22 protein-coding genes are annotated in these 21,736 nt (G+C 68.3%); 13 read left to right on the top strand and 9 right to left on the bottom strand.

The annotated features are described in order from the left end of the window. The first annotated feature begins 59 nt into the window (after positions 1 to 59). Positions 60 to 1,289 (top strand): sodium:proton exchanger, encoded by a 1,230-nt coding sequence (locus ACZ6ZD_RS36250; protein ID WP_465679017.1) that lies wholly within the window; start codon positions 60 to 62, stop codon positions 1,287 to 1,289. Here the strand turns inward: ACZ6ZD_RS36250 and ACZ6ZD_RS36245 are convergent. From ACZ6ZD_RS36245 to ACZ6ZD_RS36230, 4 genes are all read right to left on the bottom strand, one after another. After that, positions 1,286 to 1,588, bottom strand: a complete 303-nt coding sequence (locus tag ACZ6ZD_RS36245; RefSeq protein WP_465679016.1) for a WhiB family transcriptional regulator — start codon at positions 1,586 to 1,588, stop codon at positions 1,286 to 1,288. The two genes, ACZ6ZD_RS36250 and ACZ6ZD_RS36245, sit on opposite strands and share 4 nt — an antisense overlap. A gap of 61 nt (positions 1,589 to 1,649) precedes the next feature. Next, positions 1,650 to 2,126 (bottom strand): GNAT family N-acetyltransferase, encoded by a 477-nt coding sequence (locus tag ACZ6ZD_RS36240; RefSeq protein ID WP_465679014.1) that lies wholly within the window; start codon positions 2,124 to 2,126, stop codon positions 1,650 to 1,652. Then, a complete protein-coding gene (locus tag ACZ6ZD_RS36235) occupies positions 2,127 to 3,095 on the bottom strand; it encodes a zinc-binding dehydrogenase (RefSeq protein ID WP_465679013.1) in 969 nt (322 codons plus the stop codon). Positions 3,096 to 3,522: 427 nt separating this feature from the next. Continuing rightward, a complete protein-coding gene (locus tag ACZ6ZD_RS36230; RefSeq protein ID WP_465679012.1) occupies positions 3,523 to 4,719 on the bottom strand; it encodes an NAD(P)-dependent malic enzyme in 1,197 nt (398 codons plus the stop codon). A gap of 227 nt (positions 4,720 to 4,946) precedes the next feature. Here ACZ6ZD_RS36230 and ACZ6ZD_RS36225 point away from each other — a divergent pair, with 227 nt between their 5' ends. The 5 genes from ACZ6ZD_RS36225 (at position 4,947) to ACZ6ZD_RS36205 (ending at position 8,670) form a co-directional block, all read left to right on the top strand. Beyond that, positions 4,947 to 5,795 (top strand): transporter substrate-binding domain-containing protein, encoded by an 849-nt coding sequence (locus ACZ6ZD_RS36225; protein WP_465679011.1) that lies wholly within the window; start codon positions 4,947 to 4,949, stop codon positions 5,793 to 5,795. Further along, positions 5,792 to 6,613, top strand: a complete 822-nt coding sequence (locus ACZ6ZD_RS36220; protein WP_465679009.1) for an amino acid ABC transporter permease — start codon at positions 5,792 to 5,794, stop codon at positions 6,611 to 6,613. The genes ACZ6ZD_RS36225 and ACZ6ZD_RS36220 overlap by 4 nt, the downstream gene beginning before the upstream one ends. Position 6,614: 1 nt before the next feature. After that, complete coding sequence (locus ACZ6ZD_RS36215; protein ID WP_465679008.1) at positions 6,615 to 7,400, top strand: amino acid ABC transporter ATP-binding protein; 786 nt, start codon at positions 6,615 to 6,617, stop codon at positions 7,398 to 7,400. 86 nt (positions 7,401 to 7,486) lie between these two features. Next, positions 7,487 to 7,879 carry an ATP-binding protein gene (locus ACZ6ZD_RS36210; protein ID WP_465679007.1) on the top strand — a complete coding sequence of 131 codons (393 nt, stop codon included), beginning with the start codon at positions 7,487 to 7,489 and terminating at the stop codon, positions 7,877 to 7,879. Continuing rightward, on the top strand, positions 7,876 to 8,670 hold the full coding sequence (locus tag ACZ6ZD_RS36205; RefSeq protein WP_465679005.1) for an RNA polymerase sigma factor SigF: 795 nt from the start codon (positions 7,876 to 7,878) through the stop codon (positions 8,668 to 8,670). Before ACZ6ZD_RS36210 ends, ACZ6ZD_RS36205 begins: the two co-directional genes overlap by 4 nt. A gap of 11 nt (positions 8,671 to 8,681) precedes the next feature. On the opposite strand, the gene ACZ6ZD_RS36200 is transcribed toward ACZ6ZD_RS36205, so the two are convergent. Then, positions 8,682 to 9,092, bottom strand: a complete 411-nt coding sequence (locus tag ACZ6ZD_RS36200; RefSeq protein ID WP_465679004.1) for a hypothetical protein — start codon at positions 9,090 to 9,092, stop codon at positions 8,682 to 8,684. 459 nt (positions 9,093 to 9,551) lie between these two features. Between ACZ6ZD_RS36200 and ACZ6ZD_RS36195 the strand changes: the two genes are divergently transcribed. Continuing rightward, positions 9,552 to 9,803, top strand: a complete 252-nt coding sequence (locus ACZ6ZD_RS36195; RefSeq protein ID WP_132169366.1) for a WhiB family transcriptional regulator — start codon at positions 9,552 to 9,554, stop codon at positions 9,801 to 9,803. Positions 9,804 to 9,848: 45 nt separating this feature from the next. On the opposite strand, the gene ACZ6ZD_RS36190 is transcribed toward ACZ6ZD_RS36195, so the two are convergent. Next, positions 9,849 to 11,327, bottom strand: a complete 1,479-nt coding sequence (locus ACZ6ZD_RS36190; RefSeq protein WP_465679002.1) for a sensor histidine kinase — start codon at positions 11,325 to 11,327, stop codon at positions 9,849 to 9,851. Between the two features lie 75 nt (positions 11,328 to 11,402). Here ACZ6ZD_RS36190 and ACZ6ZD_RS36185 point away from each other — a divergent pair, with 75 nt between their 5' ends. Next, entirely contained in the window at positions 11,403 to 12,308 is a 906-nt protein-coding gene (locus ACZ6ZD_RS36185; RefSeq protein WP_171676597.1) for a DUF2785 domain-containing protein, read from the top strand. Here ACZ6ZD_RS36185 and ACZ6ZD_RS36180 read toward each other — a convergent pair. Beyond that, positions 12,295 to 13,269, bottom strand: coding sequence for an endonuclease/exonuclease/phosphatase family protein (locus ACZ6ZD_RS36180; protein WP_465679001.1), 975 nt, complete (start codon positions 13,267 to 13,269; stop codon positions 12,295 to 12,297). The genes ACZ6ZD_RS36185 and ACZ6ZD_RS36180 overlap by 14 nt on opposite strands. 84 nt (positions 13,270 to 13,353) lie before the next feature. Between ACZ6ZD_RS36180 and ACZ6ZD_RS36175 the strand changes: the two genes are divergently transcribed. From ACZ6ZD_RS36175 to ACZ6ZD_RS36165, 3 genes are all read left to right on the top strand, one after another. Continuing rightward, a complete protein-coding gene (locus ACZ6ZD_RS36175) occupies positions 13,354 to 13,629 on the top strand; it encodes a DUF3311 domain-containing protein (protein WP_465678999.1) in 276 nt (91 codons plus the stop codon). 17 nt (positions 13,630 to 13,646) lie between these two features. After that, positions 13,647 to 15,281 (top strand): monocarboxylate uptake permease MctP, encoded by a 1,635-nt coding sequence (gene mctP / locus ACZ6ZD_RS36170; RefSeq protein WP_465678998.1) that lies wholly within the window; start codon positions 13,647 to 13,649, stop codon positions 15,279 to 15,281. A gap of 141 nt (positions 15,282 to 15,422) precedes the next feature. Further along, positions 15,423 to 16,049: a DUF5317 domain-containing protein gene (locus tag ACZ6ZD_RS36165; RefSeq protein WP_465678997.1), complete on the top strand. Its 627-nt coding sequence runs from the start codon at positions 15,423 to 15,425 to the stop codon at positions 16,047 to 16,049. Here ACZ6ZD_RS36165 and ACZ6ZD_RS36160 read toward each other — a convergent pair. Next, positions 16,011 to 17,279: an HD-GYP domain-containing protein gene (locus tag ACZ6ZD_RS36160; RefSeq protein ID WP_465678995.1), complete on the bottom strand. Its 1,269-nt coding sequence runs from the start codon at positions 17,277 to 17,279 to the stop codon at positions 16,011 to 16,013. The genes ACZ6ZD_RS36165 and ACZ6ZD_RS36160 overlap by 39 nt on opposite strands. After that, positions 17,279 to 18,634: an HD-GYP domain-containing protein gene (locus ACZ6ZD_RS36155; protein ID WP_465678994.1), complete on the bottom strand. Its 1,356-nt coding sequence runs from the start codon at positions 18,632 to 18,634 to the stop codon at positions 17,279 to 17,281. Before ACZ6ZD_RS36155 ends, ACZ6ZD_RS36160 begins: the two co-directional genes overlap by 1 nt. A 261-nt stretch (positions 18,635 to 18,895) precedes the next feature. Here ACZ6ZD_RS36155 and ACZ6ZD_RS36150 point away from each other — a divergent pair, with 261 nt between their 5' ends. Beyond that, a complete protein-coding gene (locus tag ACZ6ZD_RS36150) occupies positions 18,896 to 18,970 on the top strand; it encodes a 50S ribosomal protein bL37 (protein WP_369759046.1) in 75 nt (24 codons plus the stop codon). A 318-nt stretch (positions 18,971 to 19,288) separates the two neighbouring features. After that, complete coding sequence (locus tag ACZ6ZD_RS36145) at positions 19,289 to 21,718, top strand: helix-turn-helix domain-containing protein (protein WP_465678993.1); 2,430 nt, start codon at positions 19,289 to 19,291, stop codon at positions 21,716 to 21,718. Positions 21,719 to 21,736: the final 18 nt, after the last annotated feature.

The raw sequence follows: 21,736 nt of genomic DNA, 5'->3' as shown, positions 1-21,736 counted from the left end.
GATGACAGTCTCATACTTTCGCAATTGCGAAAGTGTCGAAACGATGCGACGCTGGACGCATGGTCAGAGCACTGCGCCCCGTGCTGATGTTGCTGACGGTCGCCGTCCCGGCGGTCGTCCTGCGGCTGGTCGGCACCCATCCGCCGGCTCTGCTGTCGATGCTGGTCTTCGGGCTCGCGGTGGTCGCGGCGTCCTTCGTGCTCGCCTGGGCGGCCGAAGCCGCGGAGGTGGACATCTCGGGCGGTCTGGCGATCGCGTTGCTCGCGGTGATCGCCGTCCTGCCGGAGTACGCCGTCGATCTGTACTTCGCCCACACCGCGGGCAGCAACCCCGAGTACGTGCAGTACGCCGCCGCCAACATGACCGGCTCGAACCGGCTGCTGCTCGGCCTCGGCTGGTCCAGCGTCGTCCTGATCAGCCTGTACGTCGCCTCCCGGCGCAGCGGCCGCACGGTGCGGGAGCTCGTGCTGGAGTCGGGCTACCGGCGAGAGCTCGGCTTCCTCGCGATCGCCGGTGTGGTCGCGTTCGTCATCCCGGTGACCGGTGAGATCCACCTGGTGCTGGGGCTGCTGCTGCTCGCGTTCTTCGCCTACTACCTGTACCGCGCGGCGCTGTCCGGGCACGATGACGAGCCGGAGCTGATCGGCCCGGCCGCGACGATCGGCGGGCTGCCGAAGCTGCAGCGGCGGATCACGGTGATCGGGATGTTCGCCGTGGCGGCCGGGGTCATCCTGGCCGCGGCCGAGCCGTTCGCCGACTCGCTCGTGGACGGCGGGCAGGCGCTCGGCATCGACCAGTTCCTGCTCGTGCAGTGGCTCGCGCCGCTGGCGTCCGAGGCGCCGGAGTTCATCATCGCGCTGCTGTTCGCCTGGCGCGGCAAGGGCGCGGCCGCGCTCGGCCTGCTGATCTCCGCGAAGGTGAACCAGTGGACGCTGCTGATCGGTAGCCTGCCGATCGCCTACGGCCTCGGCGGCGGCCCGGCCGCGCTGCACCTGGACGGCCGACAGATCGAGGAGTTCCTGCTCACCGCGACGCAGACCCTGCTCGGGATCGCCGTCCTGCTGAGCCTGCGCTTCCCGCGGTGGGCCGCCTGGACGCTGCTCGGGTTGTTCGCGATCCAGTTCGCCGTACCGGGGCAGACCGGGCGGTACGTGCTCTGCGGGATCTACTTCATGCTGGCCGTGATCGCCGTCGTCCGGAACCGGAAGTACCTGCTGGTCACGCTGCAGGCGCCGTTCCGGAAGGTCGAGGAGCCCGCGGCCGAGGACCGCGAGCTCGTCAACGCCTAGCTCGCCTGCTGTTGCTGTTGGGCGGCGGGGACGCGGTTGCGGCGTTCGGCCGGGCCGGGGCGGCCGCGGCGGCGTCCGGACAGGAACTTCTCACCGGCGGCGGTGCCGGTGAACTTGGTCCGGCGGGCCCAGTCGCGGCATTCCTCGAGGACCGGGCACGAGGTCAGGCAGATCGCCTGCGCCTTGCGCTGCTCCCACTGGCTGGCACTCTCGTCGTACGACGGGGCCTGGCCGATACACGCGGCGCGGCTCATCCAGTTGTCGGCGGGGTCGACGATCACCGTCAGAAGTGGCCTCATGGGACCAGCGTGCGGCACGGTCGTTGCCTCGGTGCGACGCGCATGTTTCCGGCAGGAAACGTCAGCCGCGGACGAGCCGGATCTCGTGCAGGCCGAAGAAGTCGTCGTACTTGCGGACGCCGTCCGCCGCGAACCCGTGCCGCCGGTAGTACCGCAGCGCCCGGGCGTTCGCCTCGAACACCCACAAGCTGGCGGGCTCCTTGCCGATGGCAACATCCAGCAGCCGGTCGGCCAGGCCGCTCCCCCAGCTCGCCCGCCGGACATAGATGGACTGCAGCTCGAGCTCCGTCGGCGCATCCTCATCGCGACTCGGACCGGCGATCGCGAACCCCAGCACCTGGTCGGCGTCGATCGCCAGCCAGCGGGTTTGTCCTTCGCGGAGCGCCTGCCGCCAGCGGTCGATACGTTTGGCGACGTCCGCGGTGCGCTGGGCGAGGAGGTCGGGGGCCGCGAGGTCGGCGTACGCCTCCTGCCAGCACCGGAGGTGGCACCAGGCCGCGGCTTCGGCATCCGCGACCGTCGCCTTGCGCACCTCCATCTAGACGGTGAAGACGATCTTGCCGAAGACGCCGCCGTCGTTCATCTTCGCGAACCCGGCGCGCGCCTCGGCCAGGGGCAGGACGGAGTCGATATGCGGCTCGATCCCGGCGTTCGCCATGAACTGGACGAGCTCGGCCAGCTCCGTGCGGGTGCCCATCGTGGAGCCCTGGACGCGGAGCTGCAGGAAGAAGATCCGGTTGAGTTCGGCGGACGGCGGCGCCTGGCCGCTCGTCGCACCGGAGATGACCACCGTGCCGCCCTGTTTGAGCGACTTCAGCGAATGCGACCACGTCGCCTGGCCGACCGTCTCCATCACGGCGTCCACCCGCTCCGGCAGCCGCGCACCGGACTCGAACACCTCGTGCGCCCCGATCTCGACCGCCCGCGCCCGCTTAGCCTCGTCACGGCTGGTCGCCCAGACCCGGATCCCGGCATGCCGCGCCAACGTGATCAGCGCCGTCGCCACACCGCCGCCGGCACCCTGCACGAGCACGGTGTCCCCCGGCTTCAGGTCGGACTGCGTGAACAACATCCGGTACGCCGTCAGCCACGCCGTCGGCAGACACGCGGCCTGCTCGAAACTCAGCCCAGCCGGCTTCGGGACGACGTTCCCCGCCGGCACGATCACCTTCTGCGCCAGCGTCCCCTGATACCGCTCACTCAGCAACGACCGCTTCGGATCAAGCGTCTCGTCACCCTTCCACCCCGGATCCGACACCACCGCATGCACAACCACCTCGTTGCCATCCGGATCCACCCCCGCCGCATCACACCCGAGGATCATCGGCAGGCTCTGCTCCTTCAGCCCGACCCCCTTCAACGACCACAAATCATGGTGGTTGAGAGCCGAAGCCTTCACATCCACCACCACCCACCCCGCCCGCGCCTCCGGCTCCGGCCGCTCCCCCACCTCGAGCGCCCCCACCGGATCGTCCCCATCGAACCGCGCAGCATAAGCAGCAAGCATGCGAACCACCATAAGCCGCCCACCCCAACCCATCAGTAACCAACCTCACCCACCTATCCCGCAGGCGGCCGGGGGCTTCCTGCGGGCCGGGCTGGTCAGCGGCCGAGAACTGCCGAGGGGACATCCGAGGGGCGCTTTCCCTGAGGTGGGCGGGCAACCCGCCCACCTTTCCCGCAGGCGGCCGGGGGCTTCCTGCGGGCCGGGCTGGTCAGCGGCCGAGAACTGCGGAAGGAGGTCCGAGGGCCGCTTCCCTGGGGTGGGTGGGCAACCCGCCCGCCTTCCCCGCAGGCGGCCGGGGGCTTCCTGCGGGTCGGGCTGGTCAGCGGCCGGGAACTGCGAGGGGAGGTCCGAGGGGCGTATTCCTGGGGGCGGGCACCCCGCCCGACCTTCCCGTGGGGTGGCGTGGGCTGTGTGGTCGAGCCGGGTTTCAGCTTCGCGCGATGCCTTCGGCGTGGGCGGCTTCGGCTACGGCGGTGGCTACGGCGGGGGCTACTCGGGGGTCGAAGGGGGAGGGGATGATGTAGTCGGGGCGGAGGTCGGCGGGGGCGATGAGGGTCGCCAGGGCTTGGGCGGCGGCTAGTTTCATGCCTTCGGTGATGCGGGTGGCGTTTGCGTCGAAGGCGCCGCGGAAGATGCCGGGGAAGGCCAGGACGTTGTTGATCTGGTTGGGGAAGTCGGAGCGGCCGGTGGCGACGACGGCGGCGTGCCGGTGGGCCAGGTCGGGGTGGACTTCGGGGTTGGGGTTGGCCAGGGCGAAGATCATCGCGCCGGGGGCCATCCGGGCGATGGCCTCCTCGGGGACGGTGCCGCCGGAGACGCCGAGGAAGACGTCGGCGCCGTCGAGGGCGTCGACGAGCCGGCCGGACAGGCCGCCGGTGTTGGTGTCGCGGGCCAGGGAGAGTTTGACCGGGTTCAGGTCGGCGCGGTCCTCGTGCAGGACGCCCTTGGAGTCGACGACGGCCAGGTCGCCGACGCCGGCCTGGAGCAGGATGCGGGCGCAGGCCACCCCGGCGGCCCCGGCGCCGGAGATGACGACGCGGATGTCGGAGATCGACTTCCCCGTCACCCGGAGCGCGTTCTGCAGCGCGGCCAGGACGACGACCGCCGTCCCGTGCTGGTCGTCGTGGAAGACCGGGATGTCGAGGCGCTCCTTGAGCCGGCGCTCGATCTCGAAACAGCGCGGCGCGGAGATGTCCTCGAGGTTGATCCCACCGAAGGACGGCGCCATCCGGACGACGGTCTCGACGAACTCGTCGACGTCCGTGCAGTCCAGCGCGATCGGCACCGAGTCGACCCCGCCGAACTCCTTGAACAACAGCGCCTTGCCCTCCATCACCGGCAGCGAGGCGGTCGGCCCGATGTCACCCAGACCGAGGACGGCGGTACCGTCGGTGACGACCGCGACGACATTCGACCGCCAGGTGTAGCGGCGGGCGAGCGACGGGTCCGCCGCGATCGCCGTACAGACCCGGGCGACACCCGGCGTGTACGCCTTGGACAGCTCGGCGGCGTCGGTGACGTGCACCGAGGACGTGACCTCGATCTTGCCCCCGACGTGCAGATCGAAGACCGGATCACCGGCGTAGGCATCGGTGAAAGCAGCGGAAACAGGCTGGGCGACCATGTGAGAACCCCTCGAACAAGCGTGTGAACAGATGTGAGCGCCTCGACAAAGGTGCGTCGATCGGCAGTGTTTCCAGGGGGTCGCCCGTGCTCATCGAGTAAACCACAGCGCCTACTGGTCTGCTGTGAGCGGCCCCACACAGATAACGATCCCGGCCATCTCCGGGCCGGGAACTCCCCGCTGTGCCAGGATGCGGGAATTCAGACCCCTGTCGAGGAGTATTCGCGATGAACATCGTCCGCACCTTCCGTAAGCATCGCCGGACTGTGGCGGCCACCTCCGCCGCCGTCCTCGCGCTCTCGCTGGCCGCCTGCGGCGGCGGCGACTCGGGCAGCTCGGGCGGGTCCGAGGACAAGGCCAAGGCCGCCGGGATCGACCTGGTGAAGTCCGGCCAGCTGACGATCTGCACGCACCTGCCGTACAAGCCGTTCCAGTACAAGGACGGCACCGACGTGGTCGGGTTCGACGTCGACCTGCTGAAACTGCTGTCCGACGACCTCGGCCTCAAGGTCGACGTGGTCAACATCGAGTGGGCCCAGGTCACCTCCGGCGCCGCGTTCAAGGCGAAGAAGTGCGATATCGGCATGGGCGCGATGACGATCACGCCGGAGCGCCAGGCCGCGCTCAGCATCACCGACCCGTACATGGACGCCACCCAGGTGCTGATGGCCAAGAAGGACTCCGGGATCAAGAGCCTGGCCGACCTGAAGGGCAAGAAGATCGGCGCCCAGGCCGACACCACCGGCAAGAAGTACGCCGATGACAACGCCGCGGCCAACGGCTACACGGTGATCCCGTTCAACGACCTGGCCCTGCAGGTGAACAACGTGAAGTCCGGCCGGGTGGACGCCGGCATCAACGACAACGGCGTCCTGTACGACTTCGTCAAGGACAACCCGGACATGGCCGTGGTCGCCGAGTTCGACACCGGTGAGCAGTACGGCTTCGCCGCGCTGAAGGACGGCGCCGGCCCGAAGATCGTGGCCAAGTTCAACGAGCTGCTGACCAAGGCGAAGTCGGACGGCAAGTACAACGAGATCTACAAGACCTGGTTCGGGGTTGAGCCGAAGAAGTGAGTACTCCGACCGACACCGTCGTACGGAAGGGGCTGAGCCCGCGTAAGCGGGCCCAGCGCTCCCGCCTGATCCAGTACGCCGTCCTGGTCGTGCTGGTCCTGGTCGCGCTGTTCAGCGCGGACTGGGGCCAGATCGGCTCGGTGTTCTTCAAACCGGAGTTCATCAAGTCGACGTTCCAGGACGGCGTCCTGCAGGCGCTCGTCAAGACGATCGAGTACACGGCCGGCGCGTTCGTGATCGGCCTGGTCGGCGGCACGGTACTGGCGCTGATGCGGCTGAGCAGCGTCGGCCCGTACCGCTGGATCGCCACCGCCTACATCGAGTTCTTCCGCGGTCTACCGGCGATCGTGGTGTTCATCGCGTTCAGCCTGCTGCCGCTGGCCTTCGAGGGGATGACGATCCCCTGGGACCCGTACGGCGTGGTCTGGCTCGCGCTGGGCATCGTCGCCGCGGCGTACATGGCCGAGGTGATCCGGGCTGGGATCCAGGCGGTGCCGAAGGGTCAGGTCGAGGCGGCCCGCTCGCTGGGGATGCCGCCCGGGCTGGCGCTGCGCAAGATCGTGCTGCCGCAGGCGTTCCGGATCGTGCTGCCGCCGCTGACCAACGACCTGATCCTGCTGGTCAAGGACTCGTCGCTGGTCTTCATGATCGGCGTCGCGGCCGACGGGTACGAGCTGACCGGCTTCGGCCGGGACCTGGCCAACACCTACTCGAACCTGACCCCGATCGTGGTCTGCGGTTTCTGCTACCTGATCATCACCCTGCCGCTGGGCATCCTGGTCCGCCGGCTCGAAGCCAAGGCTGCGAGGGCGCGCTGAGATGGCTAGCTTGAATACTTCTCCCACCCCACCGCCCCGGTCGGTAGAGATCAAAGACCTGCACAAATCCTTTGGCAGCAACCACGTCCTGCGCGGGATCGACTTCACCGTCGAGCAGGGCGAGGTCGTCTGCGTGATCGGCCCGTCCGGCTCGGGCAAGTCGACGCTGCTGCGCTGCGTCAACCTGCTCGAGGTGCCGCAGGAGGGTCAGGTGATCGTCCGCGGTGAGGAGATCACCGATCCCGACGTCCATCTGGACGCCGCCCGCGCGGGGATCGGCATGGTGTTCCAGCAGTTCAACCTGTTCCCGCACCTGAGCGTGCTGGCCAACTGCACGATCGCCCAGACCACGGTGCTCAAGCGGAAACCGGCCGAGGCCGACAAGGTCGCTCGCGGCAACCTGGAGCGGGTCGGCCTGAGCGAGAAGGTGGACGCCTTCCCGGCGCAGTTGTCCGGCGGGCAGCAGCAGCGGGTCGCGATCGCCCGCGCCCTGTCGATGGATCCGGCGCTGATGCTCTTCGACGAGCCCACCTCGGCGCTCGACCCGGAGCTGGTCGGCGACGTGCTGACCGTGATGCGCAAACTCGCGCTCGAGGGGATGACGATGCTCGTCGTCACCCACGAGATGGCGTTCGCCCGTGAGGTCGCCGACCGCGTCGTGTTCATGGACGGCGGCGTCATCGTCGAGCAGGGCCCGCCGGCCGAGGTGATCGGCAACCCGCGCGAGGAGCGCACCAAACTGTTCCTCCGCCGCGTCCTCGACCCGACCCACGTCGAGCCGTCGTAAACCAGATCTCCGGAGTGGCTGGCGCCGTGCATCAAATGCGCTGAGAGTGGTAGATGTACGGCGTCAGCCCTACTGAAGGAGACGAAGTGAGCAGCACGGGGAAATCGGCCGAGGTCCGCCTGAGCATTCCGGCCGACGGCGCCTACATCGCGGTGCCACGGTCGGTGGTGGGCAATCTGGCCGCCCGCAACGACTTCACGGTGGACGCGATCGACGATCTGCGGATCGCCGTCGACGAGGCCTGCGCGCTGCTGCTCCCGCACGCCACGGACGGCGTCCTGGACTGCGTCTTCGAGATCGACCCGCCGCAGCTGACGGTGCGCACGAGCGCCGCCGTCCCCGCGGGCTGGACGCCGGACACGACGTCCTTCGGCTGGACCGTACTGACCGCCCTGGTGGAGACCGCGGGCGTGGAGACGATCGACGGGAAGCTCACCATCACCGTGACGGCCACCGCCACCGCCGCGGAGAACGCGTGACCGACGAAAACAACCTGGGCACTGGCCAGGAATCCCCTGATCTCCGGACGCGTACCGCCACCTTCTTCGCGGCCATGGAGGCGAACACCGCCGGGACGCCGGAGCACACGGCGGCCCGGGAGGGGCTGGTCGCGCTGCACATGCCGCTCGTCGAGCATCTCGCGCGCCGGTTCCGCAATCGCGGCGAGCCGTACGACGATCTGGTCCAGGTGGCCACGATCGGGCTGATCAAGGCGATCGACCGGTTCGACTCCGAGCGCGGGGTCGAGTTCTCGACGTACGCGACCCCGACGATTCTCGGCGAGATCAAACGCTACTTCCGGGACAAGGGCTGGGCGATCCGGGTGCCGCGGCGCCTGCAGGAGCTGCGGTTGTCGCTGACCGCCGCGACCGCGGAGCTGACGCAGGAGCTCGGCCGCGCGCCGACCGTCGCGGAGTTGTCGGTCCGGCTCAGTCTGCCGACGGATCTGGTGATCGAGGGCCTGGAGTCCGCGAACGCCTACAACACCTTGTCCCTGGACGCGCCCGATCAGAACGAGTCCGACGCGACGACGGTGCTGGACGGGCTCGGCGGCGAGGACGAGGCGCTGGAGAGCGTCGAGTACCGCGAGTCGCTGAAACCCCTGCTGGCCCAGCTGGACACCCGCGAGAAGCGGATCCTGACGCTGCGGTTCTTCCGGGGGATGACGCAGTCCCAGATCGCCGAGGAGATCGGCATCTCGCAGATGCACGTCTCCCGGCTGCTGGCCCGCACGCTGACCGAGCTGCGAGCGGGCCTGCTGAAGGAATAGAACTTCCTTGTTTACAAGACCGGGTGGTCCTTTTCGGGGTCATCGGCAAGGGCCGCCCGGGACTCCTTGCGGAAGATCGCGAACAGGACGCCGGCCGCGGTCAGCGCGAGCGCCGTCGCGACGCCCTTCGTCCCGCCGCCCCAGAAGCTGTAGGCGATCAGGATCTGGATGAGCTGGGCGAAGACGGCCGGGCCGCGGCTCCAGGTCGCCGCCCGGGACAGCCCGCGGGCGACCAGGCCGAGGCCGGCGCCGTACAGCACGAAGAACACCGTCGTGGTGGCGCCGAGCAACAGGCGCGAGCTCTGGATCGTAAATGCTTCGGCAATTCCGAGAACGACGAGCACAAGCCCTTCCGCTGCGACCACCGCCGCGGCTAACTTGAGCGCTCTCGGTACTACGGCAGCTGGGGAGTCGTTCGGCACTCCGCCAGCCTAGTGGCAGTGTGCCGGGATCTCGGGCCTACGCGTGCTCCACCTGCTCGTTGCGCGGCCCGGCCGGGTGCGTGAACCCCAGCCCCACAGGGATTCGAGGTTGTGCGTAACCAAAGCGTTGGTAGATCGGTTACTTGCAGTGAACGGGTGAATGCGAGTTAGCGCCTCTGTCCGCTTAACGGACGGGGCAGGCCGTCACGCACCGGTTCGTAGTGTTAAGGAAGTGTTGTGATCTGATCGACAACTCCAGAACCCTTGTTTCACTCGCCTGAGATTGGGAACATGGAGTCGTTCGTGAAAGCGTTCACAACTTGCCACGAACATTGAGACCCTCGCACTCCGGACGCCTCCGTCCTCCGTTGCGAGCAGCATCACGAGTACAGCACCCGCTGATCGGGCACAGAACCGACCGACAGCGTACTTCCACTACTGAGAGAGATGGGATTCGCCATGGATTGGCGCCACCGGGCCATTTGCCTCGATGAGGACCCGGAACTGTTCTTCCCCATCGGCAACACCGGGCCCGCGATCATGCAGATCGAGGAGGCCAAGCAGGTGTGCCGCCGGTGTGACGTGCGTGAGCAGTGCCTCGCGTGGGCACTGGAAGCCGGCCAGGACCACGGTGTCTGGGGCGGCCTGAGCGAGGACGAGCGACGTGCGCTGAAGCGCCGTAACGCCCGCCAGCGCATCCGCACCGCCTGAACCACGAGAACTTGTCAAGGCCCCGCGGGATCCGCGGGGCCTTTGCTATTCCGCGACGCCGAAATCCAGGGTGACCTGGGTGCCGGACTTACCGTCGCGGCGCGGGCCGAATTCCAGCGTCCCGTCCAGCTCCCCCAGGACCAGGGTGCGGACGATCGACAGGCCCAGATTCCCGGACAACTCGGAATCGAAATTCGCCGGCAATCCCTGACCGTCGTCGACGACGGTCACATGCAGCCGGCCCACTGACCGCTCTCCGGACAGCTCGATGACCCCACTGGACGCACCGCCGTCCCGGGTGCCGAAAGCGTGCTCCACCGAGTTCTGCATCAGCTCGGTCAGCACCATCGCCAGCGGGGTCGCCTGATCCGAGTCCAGGACGCCGAAACTGCCGCTGCGCCGGATCTCCACCGCGGTCGCGACCGTCGACACGTCGGCCACCATCGCCGCGACCCGATCGGCCACGTCGTCGAAGTCCACGTGCTCGTCGAACGACTCCGACAGCGTCTCGTGGACGATCGCGATCGAGCCGACCCGGCGGACGGCCTCGGCCAGCGCCTCCTGGGCTTCCGGCACGGTGATCCGCCGGCCCTGCATCCGCAGTAACGCGGCGACGGTCTGCAAGTTGTTCTTGACGCGATGATGAATCTCCCGGATGGTCGCCTCCTTGGTGACCAGCTCCCGCTCCCGGCTGCGCAGCTCCGTGACGTCGCGGAGCAGGATCAGCGCGCCCACGTGCTGCCCGTCGGCGCGCAGCGGGATCGCCCGCAGGAACAGCGTCGCGTCGGCGTTCTCGATCTCGATCTCCTGCGCCGCGCGCCCGGTGAGGACGGTCGCGAGGACGTCGTCCACCTTGGCGCCGCTGTGCAGCAGCTCGGCGGTGACGTCCTTCAGCCGGCTGCCGACCAGGTCGGTGACGAGGCCCATCCGCCGGTACGCCGACAACGCGTTCGGGCTCGCGAACGTCACCATCGCGTGCCGATCGACGCGAATACAGCCGTCGCCGACCCGGGGCGAGGTGGACAGCAGCCGCTCCCCGCCGTACGGGAAGATCCCGTCGGTGATCATCCGGGCCAGGTCGGTGGCGCTTTGCAGGTAGGCGATCTCCAGCCGGGACGGCGTCCGGACGCCGAGCAGGTTGGTGTTCCGGGCGATCACCGCGATCACCCGGGAGCCCCGGCGGACCGGGATCGTCTCGACCCGGACGGGGACGTCGTCGCGCCACTCCGGGTCGCCCTCGCGGCAGATCCGGCCGCCGTCGTACGCCTGGTCGAGCAGGTGCCGGCGGCCGCGCGGGATGAAGCTGCCGACGATGTCGTCCAGGTAGGCGGTCGGGCCGGTGGTCGGCCGCATCTGGGCGCCGGCCCAGAAGCCGAGGCCCTCGGTGTCGGGCAGCCAGAGGACCAGATCGGCGAACGACAGGTCGGCCAGCATCTGCCAGTCCGAGACGAGCAGCTGGAGCCGATCCAGGTCGGCCTGGTCCAGTGTTGTGTGGTTTCTGGCCACATCACTCAAAGACGGCACAAAGCTGATGCTAGCGAGCTCGACATTTGGGTGTAGACAGGTGTTTGATCTGAGACGGGCGGAAGGATGGAATTGGTGGAGTCGACGTACTGGCAGGACGTGATGGCCGCGGACTACGCGGTACCCCACGATCGTGCGCTGACCGACCTCACCGAAGAGCTCGTCCGCGGTCTCGCGTCGACCAACCCGCAGGTGCGGGACGCACTGGCCTATCCCACTCTGGCCACCTGGCTCGAGCGCGGCATCTACGACGACCTGCTCCCCGGCTTCGGTGACGGCCTCTGTGCGGGCCTGTCGTACGGCCTGGGCGAGGACGGCACCGACAGCGTCTTCCGGCGCTCCTTCACCGCGCTGACGCTCGCTGAGGTCATCCACCGCGACAACGCCGAGTTCCTCGTCCACGACGAGGTGGTGATGCGCTGGGGTGACCGCCTGGCGACCTGGCTGCTCCGCGAGCGCGACCTGCGCGGCTACGTGCCGGACTGCGGCTGGGCGCATGCGGTGGCCCACGGCGCGGATGCCATCGGCGCGCTGGCCCGCTCGCGACACTGCGACATCGGAGTCCTGCGCGCGCTGCTCGACGTCCTGGCGGACCGGATCGTCAAGGAGACGCAGTACCGCTGGGTGCACGAGGAGCACGACCGGGTCGCCCACGCCGTCATGACGATCCTGCACCGCAACATGCTGACCAGCGACGAGCTGGAGCGCTGGCTGAAGCCGATCGCCGCGACCGCCGCGCAGCAGCCGCTGATGCATGACACGCTGCCCGAGTGGCCGACGCCCTCGGTCTTCAACGCCCGCGGCGTCCTGCACGTCCTGCTCAGCCAGCTGGCGATCGGCGTGAAGGGCTTCCCGATTCCTGGGGACGACGAGTTGTTCGGGCGCCCCATCGAGGCCCGGGCGGACCTGCTCCTGATGCTGACCGAGGCCGTCCAAGGCTCGCAGCCCTACATCTACCGCCCGGCGGCTAACCCGTCGTAGGCACGGCGAGCGTCACGACGACGGCCAGGTGGTCGGTGCCCTCGATCTCGTACGCCGCGAACCGGCTGGGGACGATCGGCCGGGTCGCCAGCACATGGTCGATCTGGGTGCGGAGTACCGCTGGCTGGTCGGCGGGCCAGGTGCCGACGAAGCCGCGACCCACCTCCGGCGCCACGCTCCGGCAGTTGGACGCCATCGCCCAGCGGAAGTCGGAATGGTCCAGGGTGGCGTTGAAGTCGCCTGCGATCACAGTCGGCGGATCTGCGGCACACCAACGCCGCAGCTGTTGCAGGTCGTGTTTCCAGGCCGGTACGGCGTCCGGTAGTGGCGGGAAGCCGTGGTACGCAACCAGCCGCACCTCCCCCAGGACGCCGCCCGTCACCATCAGGTGGCCGAACTCGGTCGGCAGGTCGCGCTTCACCTGGACCGCGCCCAGCGTCGACGAAACGAGGACGCTCGTGGCGCTCTCGACCGCGGTGGTCGGCTGGTCGGTGTAACCGGCGTACTGGAGCCCCTGCAGCTGGGCGCGAATCTCCTCCCGGACGTCGACCTGTGCCTCGGGCAACGACACCAGGTCGGGCTTGCGCTGCCGGATCAGCTCAGCGACCGCGCCGGCGTTCGCACCGCCGCCGAGGACGTTGGCAACCATGATGGTCAGCTCACGGGTGCCCGTCGGCGGTGGCTTGGGGTCACTGGTCAGCCGGGGCAGTGTGAGGCCGGCACCGGTCAGAACGAGCACACCGACCAGCGCGGCCGCGATGCGCCATCCCTTGCGGAGCAGCATCAGCAGCGCCAGTGCGAAGACCAGCACGAGCCCCTGCGGCCGGAAGGCGACCAGCTGCGTGAACGGCGGCACTTCGTCCAGCCCGAACAGCTCCGGATAGAGCGGAACGGCAACTAACACCAGGAAGAGCACCGACAGCACGATCCGCCGGACGAACCATGCCTTTTCGTTATCCACGCTGCACCTTGAAGGTCTAGTCGCTTGTCCGGACGAAACGGTAGCGTGCTCGGTTGCGCCCACACCGTCCCGAGGAGGTCCGCAGTGTCCCGATTGTCCGCGGTCAAACCCGCGTACTGGATCGCCGGTGTACTACTGGCGGCCACAGTCATCGCTCCACTCATTGTCTCGACCTACGCCAAGGCCGAGCCCCGGCTGTGGGGATTCCCGTTCTTCTACTGGTACCAGCTGCTGTGGGTCGTGCTGTCCGTGTTCACGGTCGGCATCGCCTATCGGCTGGTGATGGGCGAGGAGCGCAAACGACGGGCGGCGCAGGGTCTCAGTGACCCGGACAAGCCGGCGAAGGGGGCCGACCGGTGAACCACACAGTCGACTGGGTGCAGTTGTCCGTGGTCGTGGTGATCTTCGCCGCGGTCACGGTGATGGGCTTCATGGCCGCCCGCTGGCGCTCCACGGGCGACCTGGACAACCTGGACGAGTGGGGCCTGGGCGGTCGGGGCTTCGGCACCTTCATCACCTGGTTCCTGCTCGGCGGCGACCTCTACACGGCGTACACGTTCATCGCCGTACCGGCCGCGATGTACGCCACCGGCGCCGTCACCGGCTTCTTCGCGGTGCCGTACACGATCGTGGTCTACCCGCTGATCTTCGTCTTCATGGCGCGGCTCTGGTCGGTCTCGCACCGGCACGGCTACGTCACCCCGGCCGACTTCGTCCGCGGCCGCTACGGCAGCCGCTGGCTGTCGCTGGCGGTGGCGCTGACCGGCATCCTGGCCACCATGCCGTACATCGCGCTGCAGCTGGTCGGTATGCAGGCGGTCTTCGAGACGATGGGTCTGGGCGGCGACAACCTGCTGGCCAAGGACCTCCCGCTGCTGATCGCGTTCGCGGTGCTGGCGGCGTACACGTACTCCTCGGGCCTGCGCGCGCCGGCGATGATCGCGTTCGTCAAGGACGGCCTGATCTACCTGGTGATCGCCGTCGCGATCCTCTACCTGCCGAGTGCGCTCGGCGGCTGGGACGCGATCTTCGGCGCGGCCGAGGAGAAGCTGACGACCACGAACCCGGCCACCGGTAAGCCGGTCGGCTCGTTCATCCCGGGTGCGACCGGGTACTCGGCGTACTGGACGCTGGCGCTGGGCTCGGCGCTGGCGCTGTTCATGTACCCGCACTCGGTGACCGCGGTGCTGTCGACCAAGACCCGCAACGTCGTCCGGCGGAACGCGGCGATCCTGCCGGCGTACTCGCTGCTGCTCGGTCTGCTCGCGCTGCTCGGCTTCATGGCGATCAAGGCGAACGTCGACATCAAGGGCCTGGACGGCCTGCCGAACCCGCAGCTGGCGATCCCGCGGCTGTTCGACCAGGAGTTCCCGTCCTGGTTCGCGGGGATCGCGTTCGCGGCGATCGCGGTCGGCGCGCTGGTGCCGGCCGCCATCATGTCGATCGCGGCGGCCAACCTGTTCACCCGCAACATCTACAAGGAGTTCCTGAAGAAGGACGCCTCGCCGGCCCAGGAGGCCAAGGTCTCCAAGCTGTCGTCGCTGCTGGTGAAGTTCGGGGCGCTGGTCTTCGTCCTCGGGATGGACAAGACGATTTCGCTGAACCTGCAGCTGCTGGGCGGGATCTGGATCCTGCAGACCTTCCCGGCGATCGTGGTCGGCCTGTTCACCCGCTGGTTCCACAAGTGGGCGCTGCTGGCCGGCTGGGCGGTCGCGATGATCTACGGCACGATCGAGGCCTACAACGTCGTGAACCCGGCCACCGGTAAGCACTTCGGCGGATCGGTGGCGAACATCCCGTTCACCGACACGACGGCGTACATCGGCCTGATCGCGTTCGCGCTGAACCTGGTGATCGTGATCGTGCTGACGCTGATCCTGCGGGCGCTCAAGGTCGCCGACGGCGACGACACGACACACGCGTCGGACTACACGGCCGACCGGGGCGACCCCGGCGTCCACGACCTGCCCGACCTGCTCGACGAGGGCGGCGCCGCACCGGCGAAGTCCTAGCGATTCAGCTGACGGGTGGTTCCGCGATTGTTGCGGGACCACCCGTTTCGCTTGTCCTGACGTTACATTTTGCCACCATGTCGACACGCTGCGCGGTCAGCTTGCCCGATATCGGGCTGTCGGACCGGCAGAATCGCCAACGTGTTGCTGGTCCTCCTCGTCATGGCGCTCGCCGCCCTCGCGGCGCTCGCCACGGGCGGACGCCTCGGACGCCTGGCCGACAACACCTTGACCGGTCTGCACTGGCTGGCCGCGGCCGCGATCGGCCAGCTCCTCGGCGCCTGGTTCGGCGGTACGGCGTACCCGGTCGGTCTGATCGGCTCCGCGGTCTGTATCGCCGTCTTCCTCCGCGAGAACCTCCGCCACCCCGGAGTGGGCCTACTGGCACTCGGCTTCTTCTCCAACGCCGCTGTGGTCGCCCTGAACGGCGCCATGCCGGTCTCCGCGGCCGCACTGGCCCGTGTGGGCCTCTCCCCCACAGTTGTCGCCGATCAGCGCCACGAGCTGTCCAGCGCCGCGACGACCTGGCCCTGGCTGGGCGACGTCGTCCCGGTCGCTCTCCCCGGCATCGGCCAAGCCGTCAGCCCTGGCGACGTCCTGATCGCCGCAGGCGCCGGTCTCCTCCTGTACGCCGGCATGGGCGGATCCGGCCGCATCCCGGCCGCCACCGCGCCGACCTGGGACGACCTCCAGCCGTCCGCCGCCGACCCCGTCGTCCTGCGTCGTCCCTCAGAACCGGAAGCCGCGCCCGATCACGCGCCGGAGTGACTCCACGACGACCGGGTCGTACTCCGCACCGATGCCCAGCCCGATCGACTCCATCGCCTTGTCCGGCGACTGCCCCGTCCCCTCACCCACCAACTGCTCGTAGGCCAGCGCGACGTTCACGATCCCGCTCTCCACCGGGATGCCCGGATTGTTCGCCCGTCCCATCCGGTACGGATCGTTCGAGTGCCGCACGATCTCCGCCACATGATCCAGCACCCCCGACCGCTCGATCACCGACGCCCCGATCTCCGCCGCCCGCTGCCGCTCCTCCCGCGTCCGCAACAAACTAGCCCCACCCGGACTCGGATCCGCCAGCGCCAACTGCCCCACCCCCGACAACAGCGCCGCATACTCCAGCGCCTCCATCCGCGCCGGCGTCAACCCCAAGTCATTCCCCAAAGCCACCGCCAACTGCGCCGTCCGCGCATTCTGCCCCGGACTACTGAACCCAGCGATCTCCGTACTCCGAGCCATCGACCGCACTGTCGCCCGATAAGTCCGCTGCGCCGAAGCAAACCGCCGAAACGCAAACTGAGTCAACAACAACGGCACCACCACCAACGGCACCGCCCACAACCCGATCAACGAGGTACTGGCGGCTAGCAGGACTCCGCTGATCCCCATACCGAAACCGATCCGGGCCAGCACCGACAGCTCGTCGCGCAGCGCCGCGGGGAACGGCCGGTTGAGCATCTCGGTCGCCTGGCCGGCGCCGACGAAGGCGTCGCTGACGCCGGCGGTCAGAACCGCCAGGAACATCGCGGCGGTGATCGGGAACGCGGTCCCCCAGTTGCCGTCCCAGCTCATCCCCGCGGGCAGAACGCTCGAGTACACGGCTGACGCGGCGGCGACGGAGATGACCCGTCGGCTCGCGACCACGACGTCCCAGGAAAGGCCGGCGATCAACCTGGGGACGATGCCGGCGAACGTCGCGACGGTGACCACCGCGACCACCTGGGCGACGCCCACCGAGACAGCTTCCGGACCTCGCAGCATGACGTAGCCCAGCGCGGCGCTGGTGGCGATCGGAGCCCGGTTGCGCACGCGGTCGACGTTGAACTGCACCATCTCACCGACGGCGATCAGCAGGCCGAACACGACCGCGTAGTCCCAGCCCACGGTGCCGTGCTCCAGCGTCACGACGACCGACGCCAGACCGAGGACCGCGCAGACCGCGACGATCACCAGCCCGCTGCCGGAGATCCTGAACTGGATATGTTGGGCGGCCATCACAGCACCGGCCCCGCGGCGGACCCGGAGGCTCCGCCGCCCTCGCCCAGGCTGAGGTCGTCGTGGTCGATCGCGGGCTGGATCGCGCCGTCCGGCTCCGGTTGGCCGGTGGGCGCGCGCCAGCCGCGTGCTCTGATCACCTGGACGAACGCGTCGACGATATCCGGATCGAAATGCGTCAGCCGGTCCTTGAGCAGGACTTCCAGCGACTCCTCGACACTGCGCGCGGGCCGGTACGAGCGGGTCGAGGTCAGCGAATCGAATGCGTCGACAATGCCGATGATCCGGGCGAAGTACGGGATGTTGGTCCCGGCCAGACCCGCCGGGTAACCGGTGCCGTCGTACTTCTCGTGATGGTGCAGCACAGCCGACTTGACCTCTTCGAGGAACGGAATGTTGCCGATCAGCTCGACACCACGCGCCGGGTGCAGCCGCACGGCGTCCATCTCGTCGTCGTCGAGCCGGCCCGGCTTGCGGATGATGCTCGTCGGGACGCCGACCTTGCCCACGTCGTGCAGCAGCCCGGCATGCTCGAGCGCACTGAGGCGATCCGGACTGAGCCGTAGATGGCGACCGACCATGCCGACGCCTTCGCTGACCCGCTCGGAGTGGCCACGGGTGTACAGGTCCTTGGTTTCGATCACCTGGATGAACGCGCGCAACGTCGCCGCCTGCGCCTGCTTCTCCGCCTCGTACTGCGACATCGCCCAGCGGACGACGACCAGCGGGCCGAGAATCAGCACGCCGGCGAGAATGCTGAGCCCGCCGACCCAGACGACGGCCATCGCGAGCCCGAGCAGGCCGTACCCGAGGACAGGTAGCGCAGTGGTACGGACGACATGCCGGAGGAACTCGCCGACGGCGCCCAGACCGCGTTCGAGGAAGAGCACCATCGACACCAGGAGGGCATTCACGATCGGCAGTGCCGCACTCGCCGCCGCCGTCGCGAGCAGCGCCTGCGGTACCCGGTCGAAGACCTCGGCTCCGACGGGGCCGTCCGCCAGCGCGTAGGCGACGGCGGCGCCGGCCGCGGACAGAATCCGCTGCGCGCTGTTGAAGATCCGCTTGATCGGCGGCGCCGGGGCCTGGATCACTGATCCTGCCGCCGCGACGACGACCGCCGCGGCAGGGCCGGCTATGACGTAGACAGCGACCATGATGACCGAGACGAGTTCGATCTGGCGCTGGGTATGAACTGAACGAAGAGCGCTCGCGGCCAGTGCGAGCAGGCAGAGCCCGATCAGGGCCGCCAGGTGCGTCGAGATCGCAACGCAGTAGCCAAGGACAGCCAGAGCGATGACAGCCGTAATAGCGACCGCTGCACGCAACGCATCAACGCGCGGGCGCCATGTCATCTCCTGCCCTCCATGGCAGACGAATCACCAGTCCCAGATGTCGCCGGACATGTTACGCCACCTCCGTTCAGCGGTCGCTAGTCTTGCGCTCGGCGCGAGCGCAGGGGGGCAGACAGCACATCGCTGACTCGACTGGATTTTTGCTCATCAGGACTGCGCCGAAACACTGTAAGCCAGACTGTGACCCCCCGCCGCCCGCGAGCAACTCAGCGTGGTATGAGAGACTGTGACTCTTTGCAGTTGTTTCAAGGAGGCTTAGGAATGGGCAAGACCGGCCGCAAGCGCCGCGCACGCAAGAAGAAGGGCGCTAACCACGGTAAGCGCCCCAACGCGTGACATCAGGCGATTACGCAAAGCAAGGACCCCGGCCGAAAGCCGGGGTCTTTGCAATTTGGTCACAACGACGCGCGGACCAGCCGAACCACAGGTCCTGTATTCGGAGCGTCTTCGAACGCATACTGAATGCGATTTTTCAAACAGGTGTTGGGCATTCCGGGCTGAACCGTGTAACGATCCACAGCGCCGACCGGGCGATCGCTGCCGCCGAAGGGTGTGGATAACTTCCGCCGTCCGTCGGCGCAGCCTCCTATTGTTAGCCCCGGACACCCGCCCCGGCCGTCACCCGGGGTCGAGCACGGGAGGGAGGTGGGTCAGTTGGCCGAGGAGAGTCTGAGCGACCTGTTACGTCGGTACCGCAGCCGGGCCGGGCTGACCCAGGCCGCACTTGCGGCCAAGGCCGGATTGAGTGACCAGGCCATCAGCGTGCTCGAGCGCGGCACCCGCCGCCGGCCCCGGATCGACACCGTCCGGGCCCTCATCTCCGTACTTCGTCTTGACAAAGCCGAGGCCGAAAACTTCCTGGCCGTTGCACGCGGCAAGAACGGGCCGGCCGGTCCGGAAGTATCGCCTCCGGCCGGCGAAACAATGCCGCTGCCCTGGCAGTTGCCGCCGTCCGTCCCGGATTTCACCGGCCGATCTGCCCAGATCGAAGCAATTCTCGACGTCCTGCGAAATCCGCGCGGCGGCGGTTTGGTGGCTATCACCGGGATGGGCGGTATCGGCAAGACCACACTGGCCATCCACGCGGCCCACAGCCTGGCCAAGAGCTATCCCGACGGTCACCTGTATCTCAACCTCCGCGGCTACGGTCCCGGCCAGCCGATCTCCACGGCGGACGCCCTGCGTCAGCTGCTGCGTTCCCTCGGTCTCGACCTGCAGCTGATCCCGGACGACGTCGAGGCGGCGTCCGGGCTGCTGCGCTCACAACTCGCCGGCCGCCGGGTCCTGCTCCTGCTGGACAACGCGGCCGATGTGTCGCATGTCGTGCCGCTGCTCCCCGGCAGCTCGGGCTCGGCTGCGATCATCACCAGTCGCGAGTCGTTGGCGACCTTGTCGGGCGCCCGACAGATCCGGCTCGATGCGCTGTCGCAATCGGAGTCCGTCGAGCTGTTGTCCGGTGTCATCGGTCAGGACCGTATTGCCGCCGAGCCCGCGGCCGCAGCCGCGCTCGCGTCGTTCACCGGCCGGCTGCCGCTGGCTGTCCGCCTGATCGGCGGCCGTCTGGCCGCGCGTCCGAGCTGGCCGATCCACCACCTGGTCGAGCTTCTCGAAGACGAGGAGCGCCGCCTCGACACACTCGGCTCCGACGACTCGGGCGTCCGGGCCAACATTGCCAGCTCGGTCGACTTCCTGCGAACGAGCCGCCGGACCCTCGACCGGGAGGCCGCGGACGCGCTTCCGCTACTCAGCATCCCGGACGGCCCGGATCTGCTGCTCGTCGTCGCGGCGCATCTGCTCGATCGACCGATCCGGCGCGCGGGCGAGATCCTCGAGCGGCTGGTCGACCTCAACCTGCTGGAGTCGATCGCTCCGGAGCAGTACCGCTTCCACGATCTGATTCGCGTCTACGCCCGGGAGCTCGCCGAGCAGGACGTCGCCGAGTCCGTGCGAAAGGCCAGTCAGGAACGTCTTCTGCGGTTCTATGTCGGCGCCGCCTGGCAATGTCAGGCGCAGACACATCCGCGCAGTCCCCGGCTGCAGTTCGCCACCGTGCAGGTCGAGCCGGTGGCCGCGTTGGCCACGCGGGAGTCCGCGCTGCGCTGGTTCGACGACGAGCACCGCAACATCAGTGACCGGCTCGCTCCTGACGACTCCTCGTCGTTCCTCATGCCCGAGCTCGCGCTCGCGATGTTCGGGTACTACGAATCGCAGCGTCGCTGGTTCGAGATGCGCCGCATGGGCCAGGGGATGGCCGAGCTGGCGACGTCACTCGGCCGCCATGAGATCGCCGCGTGGCTGTTCCACGACCGGGCGATTCCCGAGGCGGAGAACGGCGACCTCGCGGCCGCCGCGCTGCACCTGGAGCAGTCGCTGGAGGCGTTCCGGGATTTGAAGGATCTGACCGGCCAGGCGCGCTGCACGTCGTCACTGACCTATGTCCTGGGCAACCTCGGGCGGATCGACGACGCCTTGATCTACGGCAGCCAGTCACTGCAGATCAGTCACGAGATCGGCGACAAGTCACTCGAAGGAGTTGCCTACACCGCGGTCGCCTTGCTGTTCGACCGAGCGGGTGACTATGCGAGCGCGGACGACGCGTTCGACCGCGGCATCGCCCTCGCGCGGGAAACGGGTGATATCCGATCGGAGATGAAACGCCAGATCAACGCCGGCTTCTCACACCTGCTCGTCGGCCGCCCGGAGACCGCCTTGGAGCGCGTTCTGCCGGCGCATGCCCAGGCCACCGAGCTCGGCGACGAGGTGTCGATCACGGAGGCCAGCCACCGGCTCGCGCTGGCCTACGCCTATCTGTCCGACTACATCACTGCTCAGCGTTACGCCGAACAGGCGCTGAAGCTGTCCAGGAAAACCAAGAACCCGATTCGCGAAGGTCGTCTGCACCTCGAACTGGCCAGAATTCAGGCCGCCGCCGGGAATCGAACCGCCGCACTGACCTCAGCCGCTCGGGCCGCGGCGATGCTGGCGCGGATTTCCCCTCTTCACGAGGCCGACGCCAAGGAACTCCTGACCACCTTGCGGCGCGGCGAGCCTTATCTCTACACCGTGTCGCCGCACTCGTTCTGAACCGGTCTGCCGGAGCGG

It is taken from the genome of Kribbella sp. NPDC104218, from assembly GCF_055584105.1.
The sequence above is the reverse complement of the archived record's forward strand: the minus strand, read 5'-3'. Positions and strand labels throughout refer to the sequence as shown.

What these genes read in the sequence shown, in the direction of transcription:
- ACZ6ZD_RS36250 (WP_465679017.1), top strand. Translation starts at nt 60, where the DNA reads ATGGTCAGAGCACTGCGCCCCGTGCTGATGTTGCTGACGGTCGCCGTC.
- ACZ6ZD_RS36245 (WP_465679016.1), bottom strand. Translation starts at nt 1,588, where the DNA reads ATGAGGCCACTTCTGACGGTGATCGTCGACCCCGCCGACAACTGGATG.
- ACZ6ZD_RS36240 (WP_465679014.1), bottom strand. Translation starts at nt 2,126, where the DNA reads ATGGAGGTGCGCAAGGCGACGGTCGCGGATGCCGAAGCCGCGGCCTGG.
- ACZ6ZD_RS36235 (WP_465679013.1), bottom strand. Translation starts at nt 3,095, where the DNA reads ATGCTTGCTGCTTATGCTGCGCGGTTCGATGGGGACGATCCGGTGGGG.
- ACZ6ZD_RS36230 (WP_465679012.1), bottom strand. Translation starts at nt 4,719, where the DNA reads ATGGTCGCCCAGCCTGTTTCCGCTGCTTTCACCGATGCCTACGCCGGT.
- ACZ6ZD_RS36225 (WP_465679011.1), top strand. Translation starts at nt 4,947, where the DNA reads ATGAACATCGTCCGCACCTTCCGTAAGCATCGCCGGACTGTGGCGGCC.
- ACZ6ZD_RS36215 (WP_465679008.1), top strand. Translation starts at nt 6,615, where the DNA reads ATGGCTAGCTTGAATACTTCTCCCACCCCACCGCCCCGGTCGGTAGAG.
- ACZ6ZD_RS36195 (WP_132169366.1), top strand. Translation starts at nt 9,552, where the DNA reads ATGGATTGGCGCCACCGGGCCATTTGCCTCGATGAGGACCCGGAACTG.
- ACZ6ZD_RS36160 (WP_465678995.1), bottom strand. Translation starts at nt 17,279, where the DNA reads ATGGCCGCCCAACATATCCAGTTCAGGATCTCCGGCAGCGGGCTGGTG.
- ACZ6ZD_RS36155 (WP_465678994.1), bottom strand. Translation starts at nt 18,634, where the DNA reads ATGACATGGCGCCCGCGCGTTGATGCGTTGCGTGCAGCGGTCGCTATT.